The sequence below is a fragment of the Pseudomonadales bacterium genome, assembly GCA_024234615.1.
In the GTDB taxonomy this organism is placed as follows: Bacteria; Pseudomonadota; Gammaproteobacteria; order Pseudomonadales; family IMCC2047; genus JAJFKB01.
Genome location: JACKNY010000002.1, coordinates 176,421 through 194,618, shown reverse-complemented (window position 1 = coordinate 194,618; position 18,198 = coordinate 176,421). Strand labels below are relative to the sequence as shown.

At 47.4% G+C, this 18,198-nt stretch carries 18 protein-coding genes; 8 read left to right on the top strand and 10 right to left on the bottom strand.

The genetic code is table 11. From position 1 onward, the window contains the following. Positions 1–35: 35 nt before the first annotated feature. Together H6995_10060 and H6995_10055 are read right to left on the bottom strand one after the other, a co-directional pair. Positions 36–1,739: a cation:proton antiporter gene (locus H6995_10060; protein MCP5215339.1), complete on the bottom strand. Its 1,704-nt coding sequence runs from the start codon at positions 1,737–1,739 to the stop codon at positions 36–38. Positions 1,740–1,814: 75 nt separating this feature from the next. Next, positions 1,815–2,321, bottom strand: coding sequence for a DNA-binding response regulator (locus H6995_10055; protein MCP5215338.1), 507 nt, complete (start codon positions 2,319–2,321; stop codon positions 1,815–1,817). 146 nt (positions 2,322–2,467) lie between these two features. On the opposite strand from H6995_10055, the gene H6995_10050 reads away from it, so the two are divergent. Beyond that, positions 2,468–3,124, top strand: coding sequence for a cytochrome b/b6 domain-containing protein (locus tag H6995_10050; GenBank protein ID MCP5215337.1), 657 nt, complete (start codon positions 2,468–2,470; stop codon positions 3,122–3,124). Between the two features lie 66 nt (positions 3,125–3,190). On the opposite strand, the gene H6995_10045 is transcribed toward H6995_10050, so the two are convergent. Next, positions 3,191–3,763, bottom strand: a complete 573-nt coding sequence (locus H6995_10045; protein MCP5215336.1) for a transglycosylase SLT domain-containing protein — start codon at positions 3,761–3,763, stop codon at positions 3,191–3,193. Between the two features lie 75 nt (positions 3,764–3,838). Next, on the bottom strand, positions 3,839–5,572 hold the full coding sequence (locus H6995_10040) for a proline--tRNA ligase (protein MCP5215335.1): 1,734 nt from the start codon (positions 5,570–5,572) through the stop codon (positions 3,839–3,841). Between the two features lie 130 nt (positions 5,573–5,702). Between H6995_10040 and H6995_10035 the strand changes: the two genes are divergently transcribed. Next, positions 5,703–6,305 carry a DUF938 domain-containing protein gene (locus H6995_10035; GenBank protein MCP5215334.1) on the top strand — a complete coding sequence of 201 codons (603 nt, stop codon included), beginning with the start codon at positions 5,703–5,705 and terminating at the stop codon, positions 6,303–6,305. 132 nt (positions 6,306–6,437) lie between these two features. Here the strand turns inward: H6995_10035 and H6995_10030 are convergent, their stop codons facing one another. From H6995_10030 to H6995_10015, 4 genes are all read right to left on the bottom strand, one after another. Continuing rightward, on the bottom strand, positions 6,438–7,046 hold the full coding sequence (locus tag H6995_10030; protein MCP5215333.1) for a hypothetical protein: 609 nt from the start codon (positions 7,044–7,046) through the stop codon (positions 6,438–6,440). A gap of 281 nt (positions 7,047–7,327) precedes the next feature. Further along, entirely contained in the window at positions 7,328–8,665 is a 1,338-nt protein-coding gene (locus H6995_10025) for a sigma 54-interacting transcriptional regulator (GenBank protein ID MCP5215332.1), read from the bottom strand. Positions 8,666–8,677: 12 nt separating this feature from the next. Beyond that, positions 8,678–9,223 (bottom strand): hypothetical protein, encoded by a 546-nt coding sequence (locus H6995_10020; GenBank protein ID MCP5215331.1) that lies wholly within the window; start codon positions 9,221–9,223, stop codon positions 8,678–8,680. Continuing rightward, positions 9,202–10,659 (bottom strand): HAMP domain-containing histidine kinase, encoded by a 1,458-nt coding sequence (locus tag H6995_10015; protein ID MCP5215330.1) that lies wholly within the window; start codon positions 10,657–10,659, stop codon positions 9,202–9,204. The genes H6995_10020 and H6995_10015 overlap by 22 nt, the downstream gene beginning before the upstream one ends. Positions 10,660–11,071: 412 nt before the next feature. On the opposite strand from H6995_10015, the gene H6995_10010 reads away from it, so the two are divergent. Continuing rightward, positions 11,072–11,455: a zinc-binding protein gene (locus H6995_10010; GenBank protein ID MCP5215329.1), complete on the top strand. Its 384-nt coding sequence runs from the start codon at positions 11,072–11,074 to the stop codon at positions 11,453–11,455. Positions 11,456–11,479: 24 nt separating this feature from the next. Here the strand turns inward: H6995_10010 and H6995_10005 are convergent, their stop codons facing one another. Beyond that, positions 11,480–12,646, bottom strand: a complete 1,167-nt coding sequence (locus H6995_10005) for an N-acetyltransferase (GenBank protein MCP5215328.1) — start codon at positions 12,644–12,646, stop codon at positions 11,480–11,482. A 92-nt stretch (positions 12,647–12,738) separates the two neighbouring features. Here H6995_10005 and H6995_10000 point away from each other — a divergent pair, with 92 nt between their 5' ends. From H6995_10000 to H6995_09990, 3 genes are read left to right on the top strand one after another with little or no spacing between them, the layout of a single operon-like run. Continuing rightward, positions 12,739–13,161 (top strand): HIT domain-containing protein, encoded by a 423-nt coding sequence (locus tag H6995_10000; GenBank protein ID MCP5215327.1) that lies wholly within the window; start codon positions 12,739–12,741, stop codon positions 13,159–13,161. A gap of 56 nt (positions 13,162–13,217) precedes the next feature. After that, positions 13,218–14,123, top strand: a complete 906-nt coding sequence (locus tag H6995_09995; protein ID MCP5215326.1) for a cation transporter — start codon at positions 13,218–13,220, stop codon at positions 14,121–14,123. A gap of 30 nt (positions 14,124–14,153) precedes the next feature. Then, the gene (locus H6995_09990; protein ID MCP5215325.1) at positions 14,154–15,221 is read left to right on the top strand and encodes a mechanosensitive ion channel family protein; all 1,068 of its coding nucleotides are present in this window, start codon (positions 14,154–14,156) and stop codon (positions 15,219–15,221) included. A 9-nt stretch (positions 15,222–15,230) separates the two neighbouring features. On the opposite strand, the gene H6995_09985 is transcribed toward H6995_09990, so the two are convergent. Further along, positions 15,231–15,902 carry a DsbA family protein gene (locus tag H6995_09985; protein MCP5215324.1) on the bottom strand — a complete coding sequence of 224 codons (672 nt, stop codon included), beginning with the start codon at positions 15,900–15,902 and terminating at the stop codon, positions 15,231–15,233. 198 nt (positions 15,903–16,100) lie between these two features. Between H6995_09985 and H6995_09980 the strand changes: the two genes are divergently transcribed. Together H6995_09980 and aspS are read left to right on the top strand one after the other, a co-directional pair. Then, a complete protein-coding gene (locus H6995_09980) occupies positions 16,101–16,394 on the top strand; it encodes a zinc ribbon domain-containing protein (protein ID MCP5215323.1) in 294 nt (97 codons plus the stop codon). A 30-nt stretch (positions 16,395–16,424) separates the two neighbouring features. After that, entirely contained in the window at positions 16,425–18,197 is a 1,773-nt protein-coding gene (aspS, locus tag H6995_09975) for an aspartate--tRNA ligase (GenBank protein MCP5215322.1), read from the top strand. Position 18,198 lies beyond the last annotated feature (1 nt).

The window sequence follows — 18,198 nt, the reverse complement described above, 5'->3', positions numbered from 1 at the left end:
TCAACCCTGTAAATTACTCAGTATCGTTGCCGATGTCAGTACCGACCTCGACTGCTGAGTTGCTCAGACCTCTCCAGCTCAATTTGGCTATCAATATCGTTTTGGGAAATCTCTAGTAAATCCAGCACTTGGGCGCCAATAACCAGGCTTGCCTCAAGCATTTCTGGCACAACATAATCGGCGCCAATCGATAGCAGCTCGGCAAAATCTCCGTGCTCACAACAACGTGCGATGATGGGCAAGGTGAAGCCACTGGCTCGAATTTGTTCGATGGTATTTTTTGCCATTTCAATTGAACTAAAGGTAAGGATCGCCATCCTTGCCGAGCCAATATGGCAACTGTGCAAGATCTCCATTTTAGAGCAATCACCGTAAACGACATTGTGCCCACGTCCGCGTTCGTTACCCACAACCCCTATATTCTGATCGATAGCAATATAGTCAATAGCATTGGCTTCAAGTAGACGGGCAACTGTTTTTCCCACGCGACCAAAGCCGCCGATGATGACATGGTCGAGTTGAGGGAGGGTGACTCGATATTCATCGCTAATATTCTTAGCATTTTTGTCGCCTAGCAGCGCCCACAAAGAACTGCTGATTTGGTTGCTGTAGCGAATTAAAAATGGGCTGACGGCCATACTAAAAATGGCAACCAGGATAATAAAGGATGCTTGGTCATCGGGCAGTACTCCATGCATTACGCCCAAGGCTAGCAGCGCCAAACCGAATTCTCCAGCCTGGGCGAGATTGAGTCCGGTTTGTACAGCGATATTTTTGCTATCCCCCGACAGCTTTACCAGAAAACTGATTAAGATCGTTTTGATCAGTATCAGAGTAGCGGTAAACACAAGGATGCGAGGCCAGAAGTCTAAGAGCAGTTGAACTTGGATATTCATGCCAATAGTGACAAAAAATAACCCTAGTAAAATATCTTTAAAGGCCCTGATGTCGCTGTTGATCTGATGTCGGAAATGGCTTTCGCCCAGCATCATGCCAATGACGAAACCGCCCAGAGCCATCGAAAGATGAAAGCTGTGTGTTACCCAGGATGCCAGCATTACTATGACTAGTGTGCTGAGGACAAAGACCTCGTCCGATTTTGCTAGCGCCACTTCTTTATAGAGTGGTGGCAGCAACCATTTACCCACGCTGAGCAGAAGGATGACCAGGAAAACGCCTTTACCAAAGGCAGAGCCTAATGCCGTCAGCAGCGATGTTGATTCATTGCCCGCCAGCACCGGAACTAAAATGAGGAAGAGCACCGCAGCCAAATCCTGAAATAGTAAAACGCCGATCGACAATTGGCCATGGCGGCTGTGCACTTCTCTAAGAGTGCTCAATTCTTTGGTGACTATCGCGGTGGATGATAGTGCGAGTGCACCCGCAATAATAATGGCAGCCTCGAGTGTGGTTCCCCACAACCAAACCGCGCCGCCAAAAGCCAAGGTACAGAATACCACCTGTATGCCCCCGAGACCGAACACCGACGAGCGCAGTGCAATGAGCTTAGGTAATGAAAACTCCAGGCCCAGAGCAAATAGTAGAAATACCACACCGAATTCAGCCAGAAATGCAAAGTCAGAGGGCTGTGCAACCCAGCCCATAATATGCGGCCCGATGATACTTCCAGCCAACAGATAGGCAATGATATTGGGTAACCGTAAGCGCTGTAAGAGTACCGTCGCTAACAACGATGCGCACATGATCGCCAGCAGTTCTTCAAAAAAATGCTCTACCATAGGCTGTTAGTTATTTTTTGAGAAATCAAATAATACCCCTACAATAGCTGATCTGGTTATGGTCAGCGATGAATATCACAGCAAGTCCTCAATAAACCAAGCGGCGAATGAATGCCGTCCGGTAACAGCTGCTTTTCGATATAAAGTTGAGGCCTGTTGTCGCACAGTTTTTTCCGCTGTATTTCGTAATGCTGCAATTTCTTTAAGGCTTAGCCCTTTAAGTAATAGCCAAGCCACTTCCTGTTCGCTTTCAGTAAAATCCCAGTCTGAAAACTGCTGAGCGATCACTTTGCTCAATTCTCTACGAGTAACGAGAACATTTTCGTTAGCGTTTTTAGCGATATTTTTCGCTTCAACTAGCTCTTGTTTCAAGGCATTGATTTCTTGAGTTTGCTTTTTTAATCCGAATATCAGGCAAATGATGGCGATGCTGGAAAGAACAAATACCGCTGTTTCTTTGAGAATATGATCGAGACCAATGCCATGTGATAAATCAGTAATCAAATCGAGTCCGCTCGCAACTATGATAAAGGCGAGTAACAGAATCAGATATTTCTCTTTAGTGAAATGGCGTATGGTCAATTGAATTCTGCAGCAATATTAATCTAAGGTTCTTTAGTATAGGACATATGTACTAACGCGTTCCGCTACATACATTTGCCCGATGACAGGAGTAGCTCGATCCAGCATCCTAATGCTATCGATTTATTCAGTACAGGGGAAATATCATGAAAGATAAAGTTTATGTGTGGGATCCGTTTATTCGTATTTTCCATTGGAGTTTAGTGCTCCTTTTCGTTATAAGCTATCTCACTGGTGACGAAAATGAGACGGTTCATGTTTATTCCGGCTATGCAGTGTTAGCGTTATTGGTGACCCGTATTTTATGGGGTTTTGTGGGGACGAAACGGGCGCGATTCGGTGATTTTGTACGCCCCCCAGCAGAGGCTTACGATTATCTCAAAGGGCTCTTTACTGGCACTACACATAAGTATGAGGGGCATAACCCAGCAGGGGGTTGGATGACGTTGATGTTAATAGCGAGCCTGCTATTAACGGGGTTTAGTGGCCTCAAACTCTATGGTGTAGAAGGACATGGGCCATTGGCGATGGTGCCTGAACCAACAGCTATTTCGGATGATACAGGTGGCAAACGCGTTATCAGTCGGGAAAAAGCTCATGATGAGCACGAAGACAAGAATGAGCGTAATCATGGTGCCTATGAAGATGAAGAGGCGGAAGAGTTCTGGGAAGAAATTCACGAGTTTTTTGTGGATTGCTCACTGTTTTTAATCATCTTACATATTGCTGGAGTATTGCTGTCCAGCTTGAAGCAGCGTGAGAATTTGGTTGGATCAATGGTGACTGGTTATAAAAACAAATAGACAGGAAGTCTTGAATAGAAGATGTGTCGGCTGTTGGTGTCATATTTGATTATGGCAGCTTGCTGGCTAGTTGTTGGTAAACCAACGTCTTTCCCAGGCCAGTAGTACTTTTTCGGGATATTTAGTTTTGCCCAGACTGCCGTTGTAGCGAGCCAGCGCACGAATCAGATCACCTTTTTCCTTTTTAAGATAATAACTGAGGATAGTGCAGCCGTAGCGTAAATTGGTTTCGATAGTCGTCAGGTTATCTTTAGGGCGGCCAATTTCACCTTTCCAGAAGGGCATGACCTGCATTAATCCCTGTGCGCCGGCCGAGGAGATTGCGAAATTATCGAAACGGCTTTCAATTTGGATGACAGATAAAACCAGTTCAGGTTTGATATCTGCGCGGGTGGCTTCTCGGTGCACCAACCGTAATAAGGCTAGGCGTTCTTGACCATCCGGGATGAAGTCGTCAAGGCGTGCGGACATATCGACTAGCCAGACCTCAGCGTCGAAGCGATCCTGGAAGCTGTCTGCATCCTCAATGGTTTGTTTTAGCAGCGAGCGCAATTCGTCATCAACCTGCTGAGCCTGGGCGTTGTTCGCCAGGCAGTAGGTGAGAAGCGCTAAATAAAATAATATCCGATATGCTGACATTCTTCGATTCTCTACTTTTCTGTAGTTTAGTTGAGAATTAGGTATACCGGTTGATTTTCTTAAGACAGAAGTTTCCTAACTGTTGTTTAAACGCACCTGTAAAAAATCGAGCACCCTTTCGATAGTCACGTCCTCACGGCTTAAGTCTCGACGTCGCTGATATTCTACCAAACCTTCTTTGAGACCTCGTTCGCCAACCACCAGTCGATGCGGTATTCCAATCAGCTCCATTTCCGCCATCTTCACGCCAGGGCTGGTTTTTTTATCACGATCATCCAATAGCACCTCTATGCCCTGAGCGGTTAAGACCTGATAGAGTTGATCCGCTGTTTCGCGTACCAGTTCCGATTTATCATAGTTTAGTGCCACAATGCCGACCTGGAATGGTGCCAGCGCCTGAGGCCAGATAATACCCTTGTCATCATTGTTCTGCTCGATGGCAGCGGCCACTACACGGGTGACACCAATGCCATAACAGCCCATCGTCATAACCTGGGTCTTACCGTTTTCGTCCAGCACCTTGGCGTTCATCTCCTCTGCGTATTTTTTCCCCAGCTGGAAAATATGGCCGGCTTCAATACCGCGTTTGAAGATCAATTTACCTTGTCCGTCCGGGCTGGGATCGCCTTCCTCGACATTTCGAATATCGGCTATTTGGTCGAAACTCGCGTCTCGATCCCAGTTCACCCCGTTCAGGTGCTGACCGTTTTGGTTCGCACCGCAGATAAAGTCGGCCATCAGGCTGGCGCTACGATCGGCAATGATGGGTATAGAGAGGCCAACCGGGCCAATTGATCCGGCACTGCAACCTACGGCGGCTTTAATTTGTTCGTCGCTGGCGAAGGCGAGAGGGGATTTGATCAGCGCTAATTTTTCGGCCTTTAACTCATTCAGTGTGTGATCACCTCGTAAAACTAGCGCCACCAACGGCGACGCATTCTCCTCGCTGGGCTCACCCTCAACCAGCAGGGTTTTGAGTACCTGATTGGTCTCAATGTTCAAGAAGTCAGCTACTTCATCGATACTGTGTTGATTAGGCGTATCAATAGTTGCTAATGCGCTGGTCGCCTTAGCTCTCGTAATTGTAGGCATTAACGCTTCGGCCATTTCAATATTGGCTGCGTAGTTACTGGTGTCGCTAAAGGCGATGAGGTCTTCGCCGGACTCGGCCAGGACGTGAAACTCTTGGGATTGACTGCCGCCAATGCTGCCAGAGTCGGCTTGCACGGCACGAAAATCGAGGCCCATGCGGGTGAAAATATTGGTATAGGCCTGATACATCGCATCATAGGTTTGTTGCAGGCTGGTGTCGTCCATGTGGAAGGAATAGGCATCTTTCATGATGAATTCACGTGAGCGCATGACGCCGAAGCGCGGTCTAACCTCATCGCGGAATTTGGTTTGAATCTGATAGTAGTTCACCGGCAGTTGTTTATAGCTTTGTAATTCATTGCGTGCCAAATCGGTGATCACTTCCTCATGGGTTGGGCCTAAGCAAAACTCACGTTGATGACGGTCGTGCATTCGCAACAGCTCGGGGCCAAACTGTTCCCAACGGCCTGATTCCTGCCAAAGTTCGGCAGGCTGTACAGCAGGCATCAACACCTCCAGTGCTCCGGCTCGATCCATTTCCTCGCGAATAATTTTTTCAACTTTTCGGAGAACGCGCAAACCTAATGGCTGCCAAGTATAAAGTCCGGAAGCCAGTTTGCGGATCATACCGGCGCGAAGCATTAGCTGATGACTGACAACCACCGCATCGGCTGGCGTTTCTTTTAGGGTGTTGATGAGGAAATGAGTGCTGCGCATTAACAGATTTTGCCTTGAGTTATATGGAAAATAACGCATTGTAAGGTGCACCGCACGGATATTCCAGAGACTATGTTAATATTGGGCATCTAGCGTGGTATCGGTGACATGAGGGGTAACGAAATCGCAGATGAATAAACCTTGCTCTCAGGCCTGTGAAAATAATAAAAGGCCAATTCTTGCGGTGTTAAAAAACGCCTTTGCCGAAGTCGAAACAGTTTTAGAAATCGGCAGCGGCACTGGTCAGCATGCCGTTTATTTTGCTGAGCACCTACCTCAAGTAAGCTGGCAGCCAACGGACTTGGCAGAAAATTTGGCAGGTGTGCAACTTTGGCTGGATGAGGCAAAATTAGCCAATATTCGACCTCCTATGGTTTTGGATGTACGTATGCAGCCCTGGCCAATAGCACCTACGGATGCTATCTATACCGCCAACAGTCTGCACATCATGGGAGCAGCGGAGGTCGAACAGTTTTTTCAGGGTGTTGCAGAGACGTTGCTAGATGGCGGTCGCCTTTGCGTCTATGGGCCGTTTAATTACGGCGGAAAATTTACCAGCCAAAGTAATGCTCGCTTTAATGAATGGCTTTTCCTGCAAAATCCTAAAAGCGCTATTCGAGATTTTGAGTGGGTGAGTGAGTTGGCTGAGGCTGCGGGTTTGTCTCTTCTAGCGGATCATACGATGCCTGCGAATAATCGCTTGTTAGAGTGGATTAAGCGATCATTTTCCTAGCATTTGCCCCATCGTATGGTATTTTCTTGGGTAGAAAATTGTCTATTAGCTTAACTGGTTGATATATAAAGCACATAGCCCCAGTATTGTGGTTTTAATAAGACGGGTTAATAGTTACTTATTAGGAGGGGATTAAGCCGCTACCCCATAGGGAAGTGGGCGGTTTGTTTGATGCTGGCGCCAATCCCAAGAGTGCTTGCCAAAGGCTACCGGACTAAGGTGTGCCGCTGACAGCACATGTTCAAGCTGAGAAAAAGTCCCTTTTGGAGTGCATTTCACCTGATTGAAAATGCGGTAAGTGACATCCAAAACCGAATGGCAGAGTCTATAAAAACGCGCGTTACGGATTGAGCTGACCATAAAGGCATAGTCATAACCTAGATTCCATGATGCATTGACTAAGTGCGCACAAAACTCTTTTTGGCAGTTATATTCCCGGAGTTCTTTGGAAAGTGATAGTCGTTCCCACATACAGTAGGGGCCCTTCTGCAGACCCAACTCAGGCATTAAATCATTTAAAGACAGGCTCATACTTTCGTCTGATGTGCCGGAAGTGATTCTGGCACCACCGAGGCAAAGGTCACCGTTTCTGGCGATGAGGATGCGGCCATTTCGATCCGCTGGTTCTTCGGCACCGTTGAAGTCAGGCAGCTTTAGTTCTTCTCGATAGCATTGCTCACGTAGCTGGTAATATTGCTCAAGTAATTGGGGATCTGTAGTAAATTCATAAACAACCTGCATGCAACCCTCGAGTTAACCTAAAGCCCATAGTGAATATCGACCACTGGGTAGTGGTGATATTGATCAATTAATATTGAATACAAAAAGCATGCCAGCATGGAATTATTTTGTTATATCAAAGACTTCCATGTTGTACTTTGGGAGAACGTTCGAAAAAGCAGGCATCCTGCGGCAAAATCTGTCTCCATTTTGCGACGAATAACTATGAGAGTCAAAGAAACGATTTAAAAATCAGCTTGTTATGCTGTCGCTAAATAGCGACAAGGAGAATTAGGGTGCTACTACTGTTCCTGCTTAAACGATCCAGGTTGAATGTTATGACGTTTTAACAGTTTATAAAAATCAGTGCGGTTGCGCTGGGCCAGTCTGGCGGCGTCGCTCACAGAGCCATTGGTGATTCTCAGTAGTTTGAGTAGGTAGTCGTGTTCGAACTGTTGACGGGCCTGGTCGAGGCTGGGGAAATAGCCATCGTCTACAGCGAGAGCTCGACGTACCAGTTCTTCAGATATAACCGGGGATGTTGAGAAGGCGGCGGTTTGTTGCACCACATTTTCCAATTGTCGCACATTGCCTGGCCAAGCGGCTTTTACCATTAGGTCGAGTGCTGCTGGGGAGAAGCTGGTGACCCTTTTAGCGCCCGCGTCTGCTTTTGTTAGAAAGTGCAGGGCGAGTAAGGGTATATCCTCCGCGCGTTCTGTTAAACGGGGCAGGTGTAAGTTGACTACATTGAGTCGATAAAACAGATCCTCACGAAATAAACCTTCTTTCATCGCTTGCTCGATATTTCGGTTGGTAGCGGAGACAATACGCACGTTGACTGGAAAATGTTGATTGCTACCAATCGGACGAATCTGCCTTTCCTGTAGCGCACGTAATAGCTTCACCTGTAGGCTAACTGGCATGTCGGCAATTTCATCGAGGAAGAGCGTACCGCCTTCAGCAGCGAGGAACAGGCCTTGATGATCTTTAATTGCACCGGTAAATGCACCTTTGACATGGCCAAATAGTTCGGATTCCAGCAGTTGTTCTGGCAAAGCCCCGCAATTAATAGGCACGAAAGGGCCGTTCTGATAACTCCCAGCCTGATGAATAGCGCGGGCAAATAGTTCTTTGCCTGTCCCACTTTCTCCGGTAATCAGCACACTGACCTCGAGGCTGCAAATCTGTCGAACTTGACTGAGTAAGTCCTCAATTGCAGTACTGCGACTAATGATATGAGAGCGCCAAATTTCGGTTCTTTCCTGTTGACGAGCTCCGCTATGTTGTAGTGCAGATTTGATCGCAACAAACAGCCGTTTTTTATCGACTGGTTTGGTCAGAAATTCAAAAACACCCTGTTGCGTTGCTGTAACTGCCTCCGGAATGGTGCCTTGTGCGGACAGTATAATAACCGGTAAACCAGGAAAAAAATGACGAATCTGTTCGAATAGCTCCATACCGTCCATGCCGCTCATGCGAAGGTCTGTTACCACTAAGTCGATGCGGTGGTTGCGTAGCATCGGTAATGCGGTTTCTCCAGATTGACAGCTATGCACGATAAACCCTTCCGCCTCCAACCGGATCGTTAGTAGGCGTAGTAGGTCGGGGTCGTCATCTACCAGGAGTATGCTGTGGGGCACGTTAAGCGGTCTCTATTCGTTAGTTGCGGGAGGCTCGGGCGCGGTGCTTTGTTGTTTGCGGTTGCTGATAGTTGCCTCCAGCTGGGTTAATGCTTCAATTTTACGTTCCAGTAATTCCCTGTCGAGTACGCTCTCTGCCAATTCCTTTTGTAAGTGGGTATGGCGCGCATGCCAGTTAATCAGTGCCTGATTATGTGCCTCCATGATACGGGCGAGCTCTCTCAAATTGGGCTCTATGGTGGTATCCAAAGAAAGCTTCCGAAAAGCGTCGCGTGCTTGAATCCAACCTTCACGATGGTTCAATTGCTGGTTAAGTGCCCCGTAATAAAATAACTCATCACCCGCTTCCGGCTTGGCCAGCTGACTCAGTTTCGTCGCGGCCATATCCGCCGATAATTTGCTCACCGCAGTGCTGATGTTAAGCCAGTCATTGAGATCGTGTAGTTCGGTGATAGGCAAGGGTTGCTCCAAGGCTGCACTGCTTTGTGCAGGTAGTAGCTCACAGCCGGATAGCAGCGACAGCATGATACAGAGTGTTAATGATTTAAGGAGGGACATATCAACCGAAAGCATACCGCTAATCTAGGGTGTTTTACCAGAGCAAGACGACCACCCTGTGCCTGCATGCACTCTAGTGCTAGGCTCAAGCCGATGCCGGAACCTTTAATTGGTCCATGTCTGATTGAACTGCCCTGATAAAATGGTTCGAACAAATGCGGGATTTCCTCTGCGGGTATTGCCGTGCCGGAATTAGCGACCTCAATCACCAGACAGTTGTTCTGCTCTGTGCATGAGATTTCAATGCAGCCTCGGTGAGGGGTGTAGTTAACGGCATTGGAGATCAGATTATCGAGACAGATTTTAAGTTTTTCGCGGTCGGCGAACCAGGTTGCGGCCTGCCAATCACAGCTGACAGTGAGTTCTTTACTTTCGATGCGGATTTCATAGTTGCCCAGCAATTGCTGGCCGAGCGCTTGCAGTTGAATGAGTTCGGGAGTAAGGCTTTGCAAGGGGAGCTGATTATAGTCCAGCAGGTTTTCAATCAGACGCTGTAACTCGATACCATTTTGCTGGACGATCGTGACAATTTCCTGTTGTCTGGTTGATAATGTGCCGGTAACCTGTTCCGCCAGCAGATCAGTGCCCTCACGCAGATTTGCTAATGGCGTCTTTAGCTCATGGGAAATATGTCGTAAGAACTGTAACTTCTGCTGATCGATTTCATGCAAACGACCCCGCAGCCATTCCAATTCCTGCCCTAATACCTTGACCTCTTGAGGGCCGCTAATGTCAATGCGGCGTGATAGGTCACCACCGCCCAAGGACTTTATCTCGCTGAGAATGCGTTGAATTGGCCTGTTAATCCAGTAGGAAGAAAGCAGCATCAACGTTAATGTGGCTAGGGCCATGACAAAAACCATCACTAACAGAGAATCTTTGATGTTGTCGGCTTCGGCGGCATGGGCGGAAACGCGTCGATCTACATCCGTCTGTAGCCAATCGCCCAAGGCTGTGCTGAGGTTAACGATGGATTTAAACTGAGTGATAATTTGCTCGGTATCAAGGGGCGCGAGTGTTGAAATCTGTGATTGCAGATCGGCAATAATGTTTTGGTCTTCACCGATAAGTTGTTGCAGACTGTGGAGGCGATCCAAAATTGCTTGTCGTTCGCGCTGGAATAGCGCCAGCAATTCGGTGTTTTTCAGTGTTAAGTACTGGTGGGTGCGGCGCTCTAAATCTAACAAATCCCTTTGCAAATCCTGGCCGTGCCGGGTCATCGCGATCACCTGAGCACTGACAACCCGGTTCTTTTCAGATAGCTCTCCAAGGGTTTGTATTGTATATAAAATAGCCAGGCATAGCGGTGCTATGGCGAGTAAAAAGCCAAGGATAACCAACTGTAAAACGGATTTGGGTTGGAAAAAGGGCATGATTAACGGTAATGGGGTTATCTGGTGAGGTGGCAGTTTAGCCGATAGTAAAATATTGTACACTGCTGAGGGCCAAGTTAATCAGCCTGTGGAATATTCGTAATAGAAAGGTTTGCAGAGCGGCAGCGCTGTGAATATTAAAACGATCAGTTCAGATATATAATGAGGCTCCGCCTGAAAAGCCGTTTGTGTGTGAGCTTTTTTCGACCGCACGGATTTATCACGTGTTATATTTGGTTATACGATATTCAAATCATGATAACGTTTGCTCTATCTGGTCGGTTTTAGCCGAGACCAGGCGACTTATCCGACGACTACTGCGGATGACAAATTAACTATCGAGGTCAAGGCTGGCCAACGGAAATACGGATAACCTGGATCCGGTTGGAGCTAGATTCAGATTGATTTGTTCCGTGGGCCGAAAACTGTTTGACGAAGCTAATTCTGAGAGATAAATAACTTTTTACAAGGCACTATGACGAAAACCAAAAAACTACCCCTTATCTACTCCTGCTCAGGCTGCTCAAATATTGCGCAGCTAGCAAACCGTATTGCGGTTGAGTTAGATCGCAACAAACAGGCTGAAATGTCTTGTATTGCAGGCGTTGGCGGCGGTGTTAAATCACTGGTTAAAAAAGCCCAGGCAAAGCGTGACATCATTGCTATTGATGGCTGTGAACTTGCGTGTGTGAAGCACTGTTTAAAGCTGCGAGGTGTGGTGCCGACGAGCCATTATTGCTTGACTGACTATCAGCTCAAAAAGCAATACGGTATTGATTGTAATGACGAGGACTATCAACGGATCAAAAGTATTATTATCAGTGACCAGGTCGTATTAAAGGGCTCTGATCCTTTATAGTGTTAAACCCACTGTCTTGTTCCCTTAATAGGAACTTCTCTTAAACGGCAAAAGCTGAGATGCTTGCTCAATATAGTCTTTGACGCCTCTTTGTTCTCGCTTTAGAAAATCGTCAATCGCCGCGCGAAATCCGGAGTGAGCAATCCAATGTAAGGAATGGGTGGTAGTGGGTTCAAAGCCACGGGAGATTTTGTGTTCACCCTGTGCGCCGGGGTCAAATTTTTGGATGCCCTGTTCGATGCAATACTCTATTCCCTGATAATAACAGGCCTCGAAATGTAGGCATTCATACTCTTCGAGACAACCCCAGTAACGGCCATACAGGGTGTCGCTACTGCTGAGACAGAGCGCGGCGGCAATGGGGTGATTATCATGGTAGGCCATAACCAATAGTAATTGATCAGGCATTGCCGCTAGAATTTTTTCAAAAAACGCCAGATTAAGATAGCCCTGTTGTCCTCGCTTGTAATAGGTGGACTGATAGAAGTCATAGAATGTTTGCAGTTGTGGCTGGGTGATTTCAGTGCCGGGTATTCTGGCAAGTGTAATACCCTGTTCCGCGACGCGGCGTCGTTCGCGCTTAATATTTTTGCGTTTACGCGAGCTGAGGTGTGCGAGAAAATCATCGAAATTGGCATAATCACGGTTTTTCCAGTGGTATTGACAGCCGCTGCGAGCAGATAAGTTGTGCTGGAATAATTGCTCAAACTCACTTTTGCGGGGAAAGAGTAAATGCCAAGAGGAATAGCCTTTGGTCGCCGCAAGTTGTTTGATTTTTTCAACCGCCAGCTGTGAAATCTCCGCATCATTTTGGCTGGGTGCAACGCATAAGCGTGAACCGGTTGCTGGCGTGAAGGGTATAGCGGTCAATAATTTTGGATAGTATGGAACACCATGACGGTGGTAGGCGTCGGCCCAGGCCCAATCAAAAACGTATTCACCGTAGGAATGAGTCTTGATATAGAGCGGCATAAGAGCGACTAGCTGCTTTGCTTGATAAACCACCAGGTGATGTGGTTGCCACCCGGTTTTCTCGCTAACGCAACCGCTGCTTTCCAGGGCAGCTAGGAACTCGTAACGTAGGAAGGGGTAATCAACCCCCGTCAGTCGATTCCAGTCAGCGCCATCGATCTTATTCAGGCCGGATAAGAAGCCCGTCTGGAATTTGCTTGTGTTGCTCTTGGTATTCATCAGTGGGGGATGGTACATTGCTCTGAAACTCGAAGAAATAGTTTTCCGGCTAATGTCATTGTTAGCAGGCACAAATATCGGAGGTGTTCAAAATGTTTGAAGTCGCGCCCCAATTGCTGCAGGACAGCGTTATTTTGGGTGATTTCCCTTTGTCACGCTTATTGCTCTGTAAAGACAGCAATTACCCTTGGTTTATCCTGGTGCCCCGCCGTGAGGGAGTTCGGGAAATATTTCAGCTGTCGGAAGATGATCAACGACAGTTGATATGGGAGTCCAGTTACCTGTCGCGACAGTTGGACCATGGCTTTAACGCCGATAAAATGAACGTAGCTGCTTTGGGTAATCAGGTGCCGCAGCTGCATTTACACCATATTGTCCGCTATAAAAATGATGCTGCTTGGCCGGGTCCGATTTGGGGGAAAGTACCCTTAGTGCCCTATACCGCATCAGAGCTTGAGAATATGCGTGATCGGATCAATATGCTATTGACCAAGCAATTTGAATCGTTTTCCTGATAAAGGATTTATCTCCGAATAGGTTAAAACAGATAAAGTGGGCTAGTGATCAAATAATGGATGCCTCCTCAAAAAAAGTAATCTTTGCAGCGTTAGCGGGCAACTCGCTGATTGCCATAACTAAGTTTATCGCAGCTGTTATTACGGGTAGCTCCGCCATGATGTCGGAGGGGATTCACTCTCTGGTTGATACCGGCAATCAGGGTTTGTTGCTCTACGGCTTAAAGCGTGCGAAACAACCGGCCGATGAACAGTTCCCCTTTGGTTATGGTAAAGAAATCTACTTTTGGAGTTTCGTGGTTGCATTGCTGGTTTTCGCGTTAGGTGCGGGGATTTCAATTTATGAAGGGGTGCACCATATTCTGCACCCAGAGCCCATCAAGAGTGTATTAATCAACTATGTAGTGCTGAGTTTGGCGTTATTGTTTGAAGGCGTTGCCTGGTATTTTGCATTCACTGAGTTTAAGAAAACCAAAGGCGATCGTAGTTTTATCGGCGCGATTCATAGTGGTAAAGATCCGACTCTGTTTGTTGTATTATTTGAAGATAGCGCGGCGATGTTAGGGCTGGTCGTGGCTTTCGTTGGTGTCTGGCTAACCCAGGTGACGGGCATCCTCTATTTTGATGGCATTGCTTCTGTCATTATTGGTTTGATCTTGACGGCGGTCGCTTTCTGGTTGGCATTTGAAACAAAAGGGCTGCTGATTGGTGAAAGCGCAAGAAATGAGGTGGTTTCAGGAATTCGCATGCTAGTTAGCGGTTATGCTGAAGTTAATAAGGTAGGGGAAGTTTTGACCATGCACATGGGCCCGGATTTTATTTTGGTGAATATCAGTGTTGATTACTGTGGGGATATTCCAGTAGGTCGGGTTGAAGCGTTAAGTGCTGAGTTGAATGAGGCGATAAAGCAACGATTTAGCAAGGTAAGACGAGTATTTATTGATTCTAGATCAATAGCTTAGGAGATGAAGACAGTGGAAAAATGGCAGGGGATGATCACGCATTTTCTCGGTTTGTTGAGTGACAACCTGTTACTTCAGGCCTTGCTCATATTCCTTGCAAGTCTGCTAGTCGCTTGGATTCTGGATCGGATCGTGATTGCGTCTTTGGCGGGCATAATTCGCAAAGTCAGTGCAACTTTCGATACTCAAATATTGCAGCTTATCCGGCGACCGATTTTTAAGACGGTCATTTTGCTCGGTCTGGCATCAGCGACCGCAGCACTTAGCTTGGAAGAAAGCTGGAAGCAGGCTATATTTTCCATTTTGATTACGTTCGCCCTGATTTTCTGGACAGCATTCTTTATCCGTTTAACCAGCCTGCTGCTCACCCAAATGGCGGCAAACCCGACTAGACACCACTGGTTGCATTTTAAAACCTTACCGCTGTTCGAAAATATTGCCTATATCCTGATTATTGGTATTTCCGTATATTACATTTTTTCCGCGTGGAAGGTGGATATGACGGCCTGGTTGGCATCCGCCGGTATCGTCGGTATCGCTGTTGGTTTTGCCGCAAAGGATACCTTAGCAAATCTGTTTTCTGGTGTATTTATTCTTGCCGACGCGCCCTACAAAATTGGCGATTTCGTGGTATTAGATGGCGGTGAACGTGGTGAGATAACCAAAATTGGGCTGCGTAGTACGCGCTTGTTAACCCGCGATGATATAGAAGTGACAGTGCCGAATTCGGTAATGGGGAACTCCAAGATTATCAACGAATCGGGTGGCCCCCATGAAAAATCTCGAGTTCGGGTTAAGGTCGGCGTTGGCTACGGCAGTGATATTGATCTGGTGCGGGAAATTTTGCTACAAGTGGCGCAGAGCTTAGACGACGTGTGTAAAGACCCGGAGCCTCGAGTGCGACTGCGACAATTCGGTCCTTCCGGGCTAGATTTTGAACTACTCTGTTGGATCTGCCAGCCGGTATTGCGGGGCCGCATTCTGGATCGTTTAAACTGTGCCGTTTATAAAGAGTTCAGGGCGCAAGGCGTCGAAATACCCTACGCGAAGCAGGATGTTTATATCAAAGAAATACCCAAACAGCGCAATGATGACTAGCCGATAGGCTTAGCACCAGGACTGTTGATTGACGGGGCTCTCCAAGAGCTCACGCACGTTGGCTTCGATGATGCGATAGCCAACATTGCCGGTTAAGCGTTGTCTGTTTTCGTTAAAAATGAGTGTTGGGCTGGAGCTAACCGCAAGCTCTTTGGCAAGCTGCATGTCCTCCGCCAATGCAGCAAAGGCTTCACCGCTGTTGATTTTTTCCTGAATCAACGCTTTTGGCAGATTCATTTGGGCCACTAGTTCATTCAACACATCAGTGTTTGAAATATCTTTTAACTCTGCAAAGAATGCGCTGCGTAATAGCTTTTTAAAGCGGAGAAAGGCACCCTGGTCGATCACCTCAGCCTGTTCCGCGATGCGAATCGCACTTAAATAGAGATGGCTTGGCAGGGAGGATGTTGGTGGATTATGCAACCAGACTTTGGGGTTTATTTTGAGGTGGGTGAATTGACTGGCGACGCTTGTCACGTGCTGGCTATAGGCAGCTATACCACCTCGATCTTGCCATTGTGTTTCCATCTTACCTTTGACGTTACCGAATACCGGAAATAGACGAAAATCCAATTCGATCCGATCGCCAAAATCTGCGTGCAGCTGGTCGATCCGTATTTCAGAAATATAAGCCCAGACACAGAGAATGTCAGAAAAATGGGTGATTTTGATTTTCGCCATGCGCACCTCAAATAATTTCGTGTTGGTCGCTATCATAGCAGTGGGAATTAAGTGGAGCCAGAGAAGGAGAAAATCAGCTAGACCTTGTGCTAAATTTCCATTACACCCCTTTGAAAATACGTTACAATTACGCCCTTTTGTTTTTGACCGATCAAGTGATAAATAGCCTGTGACGACAGGCGTGGAGAGATTTGAGCAATGCCGATTTATGAGTATGAGTGCGGAGCCTGTGGGCATCTGTTGGAAAAACTGCAAAAGATGAGTGATGCGCCTTTGGTGAATTGTCCCGCATGCAGTGAAGATGAGTTAAAGAAGAAAATATCTGCGGCGGGTTTTCGTTTGAAAGGTGGCGGCTGGTACGAGACCGACTTTAAAACCGGTTCCAAGAAAAACTTGGTGGGCGAGGGTAAAAGCAGCACCGGAACAGCGTCGGCTAATACCGCCAGCGCTACGGCAAGCAGCTCAACTGCTACCACCAATAAATCAGCATAAATTCATTTTTTAGGAGCGAAAGAAATCGATATGCGCAGTCACTATTGCGGCGAACTAAACGAAACGATGATTGATCAGGAAGTGGAACTCTGCGGTTGGGTACACCGTCGCCGTGATCATGGTGGTGTCATATTTTTGGATATGCGTGACCGCGAAGGCATCGCCCAGGTGGTATTTGACCCCGACGTTGAACAAAGTTTTTCCGAAGCGGAAAAAGTGCGAGGCGAATATGTGCTGCGCATTAAAGGGCGCGTCAGAAATCGTCCCGAAGGCACGGTTAACAAAGAGATGACAACTGGCGCTGTGGAAGTGCTGGGCAAAGAGTTGGTCATTCTGAACCGTTCAGAAACGCCGCCCTTTCAGATTGATGAATATTCCCATGTTGGCGAGGAAGTACGCCTCAAATACCGTTATGTCGATTTGCGTCGTCCTGAGATGCTGACTAAATTGCGGTTTCGCTCTAAAGTCACTTCTAATATCCGCAACTTTTTAGATGAGGAAGGCTTTCTGGATATTGAAACGCCGATTCTCACTCGGGCAACGCCTGAAGGTGCACGCGATTATCTGGTGCCAAGTCGCACCCATTCCGGCCACTTTTTCGCCTTGCCGCAGTCACCGCAGTTGTTCAAACAATTATTGATGGTGGCGGGTATGGATCGTTATTATCAAATTGCCAAGTGTTTCCGCGATGAAGACCTGCGGGCTGATCGGCAGCCGGAATTTACTCAAATCGATATTGAAACCTCTTTCCTGGAAGAGAAAGATATCATGGATATCACCCAGCGCATGGTGACGAATTTATTCAAAGAATTACTGAATGTTGATCTGGGTGAGATGCCGCATTTAACTTATGCGGAAGCAATGCAACGCTTTGGCAGCGATCGCCCCGATTTGCGCATTCCCCTCGAGCTCGAAGACATCAAAGACCTGATGCAGGCGGTAGATTTTAAGGTGTTTAGTGGTCCAGCTAAAGATCCGAAAGGCCGTGTCGCGGCGTTGCGTGTTCCTGGTGGCGGCAAGTTAAGCCGTAAAGAAATTGACGAGTACACCAAATTTGTCAGCATTTACGGGGCGAAAGGGTTAGCTTGGATTAAGGTGAACGATGTCAGCCAAGGCCTCGAAGGTTTACAGTCGCCGATTATCAAGTTTATGCCTGAAGACGTGGTGCACCAGCTGATGCAGCGTCTGCAGGTAGAATCGGGAGATATTATTTTCTTCGGTGCGGATAAAGAGAAAGTAGTGAATGAAGCGCTAGGGGCGCTACGGGTGAAGCTGGGTGAAGATTTAGCGTTGATCGAGCGCGAATGGGCACCTTGCTGGGTGGTCGATTTCCCGATGTTTGAAGAACTGGACGATGGTTCATTAACACCTTTGCATCACCCATTCACCGCGCCTTCCTGTTCGGTGGAAGCACTTGAAAAGAATCCGGCTGCTGCGTTATCGCGTGCTTACGACATGGTGTTAAACGGTACCGAATTGGGTGGCGGTTCCATCCGTATTCATGACCAATCGATGCAGGAAACGGTATTTCGTGTGCTCGGCATCGGCGAGGAGGAAGCGCAGGAAAAATTTGGCTTTCTATTGGATGCACTACAGTTTGGTTGTCCTCCTCATGGTGGGTTGGCCTTCGGCCTGGACCGTTTAGTAATGCTAATGACGGGCGCGAAATCGATCCGCGAAGTCATTGCCTTTCCGAAAACCCAAAGCGCCGCATGTGTCATGACGGACGCACCAGGCGAGGTGGCTGATGAGCAGTTGCGTGAACTCAGTATTCGCGTACGCAAACCCATTGCGGAAGCCTAGA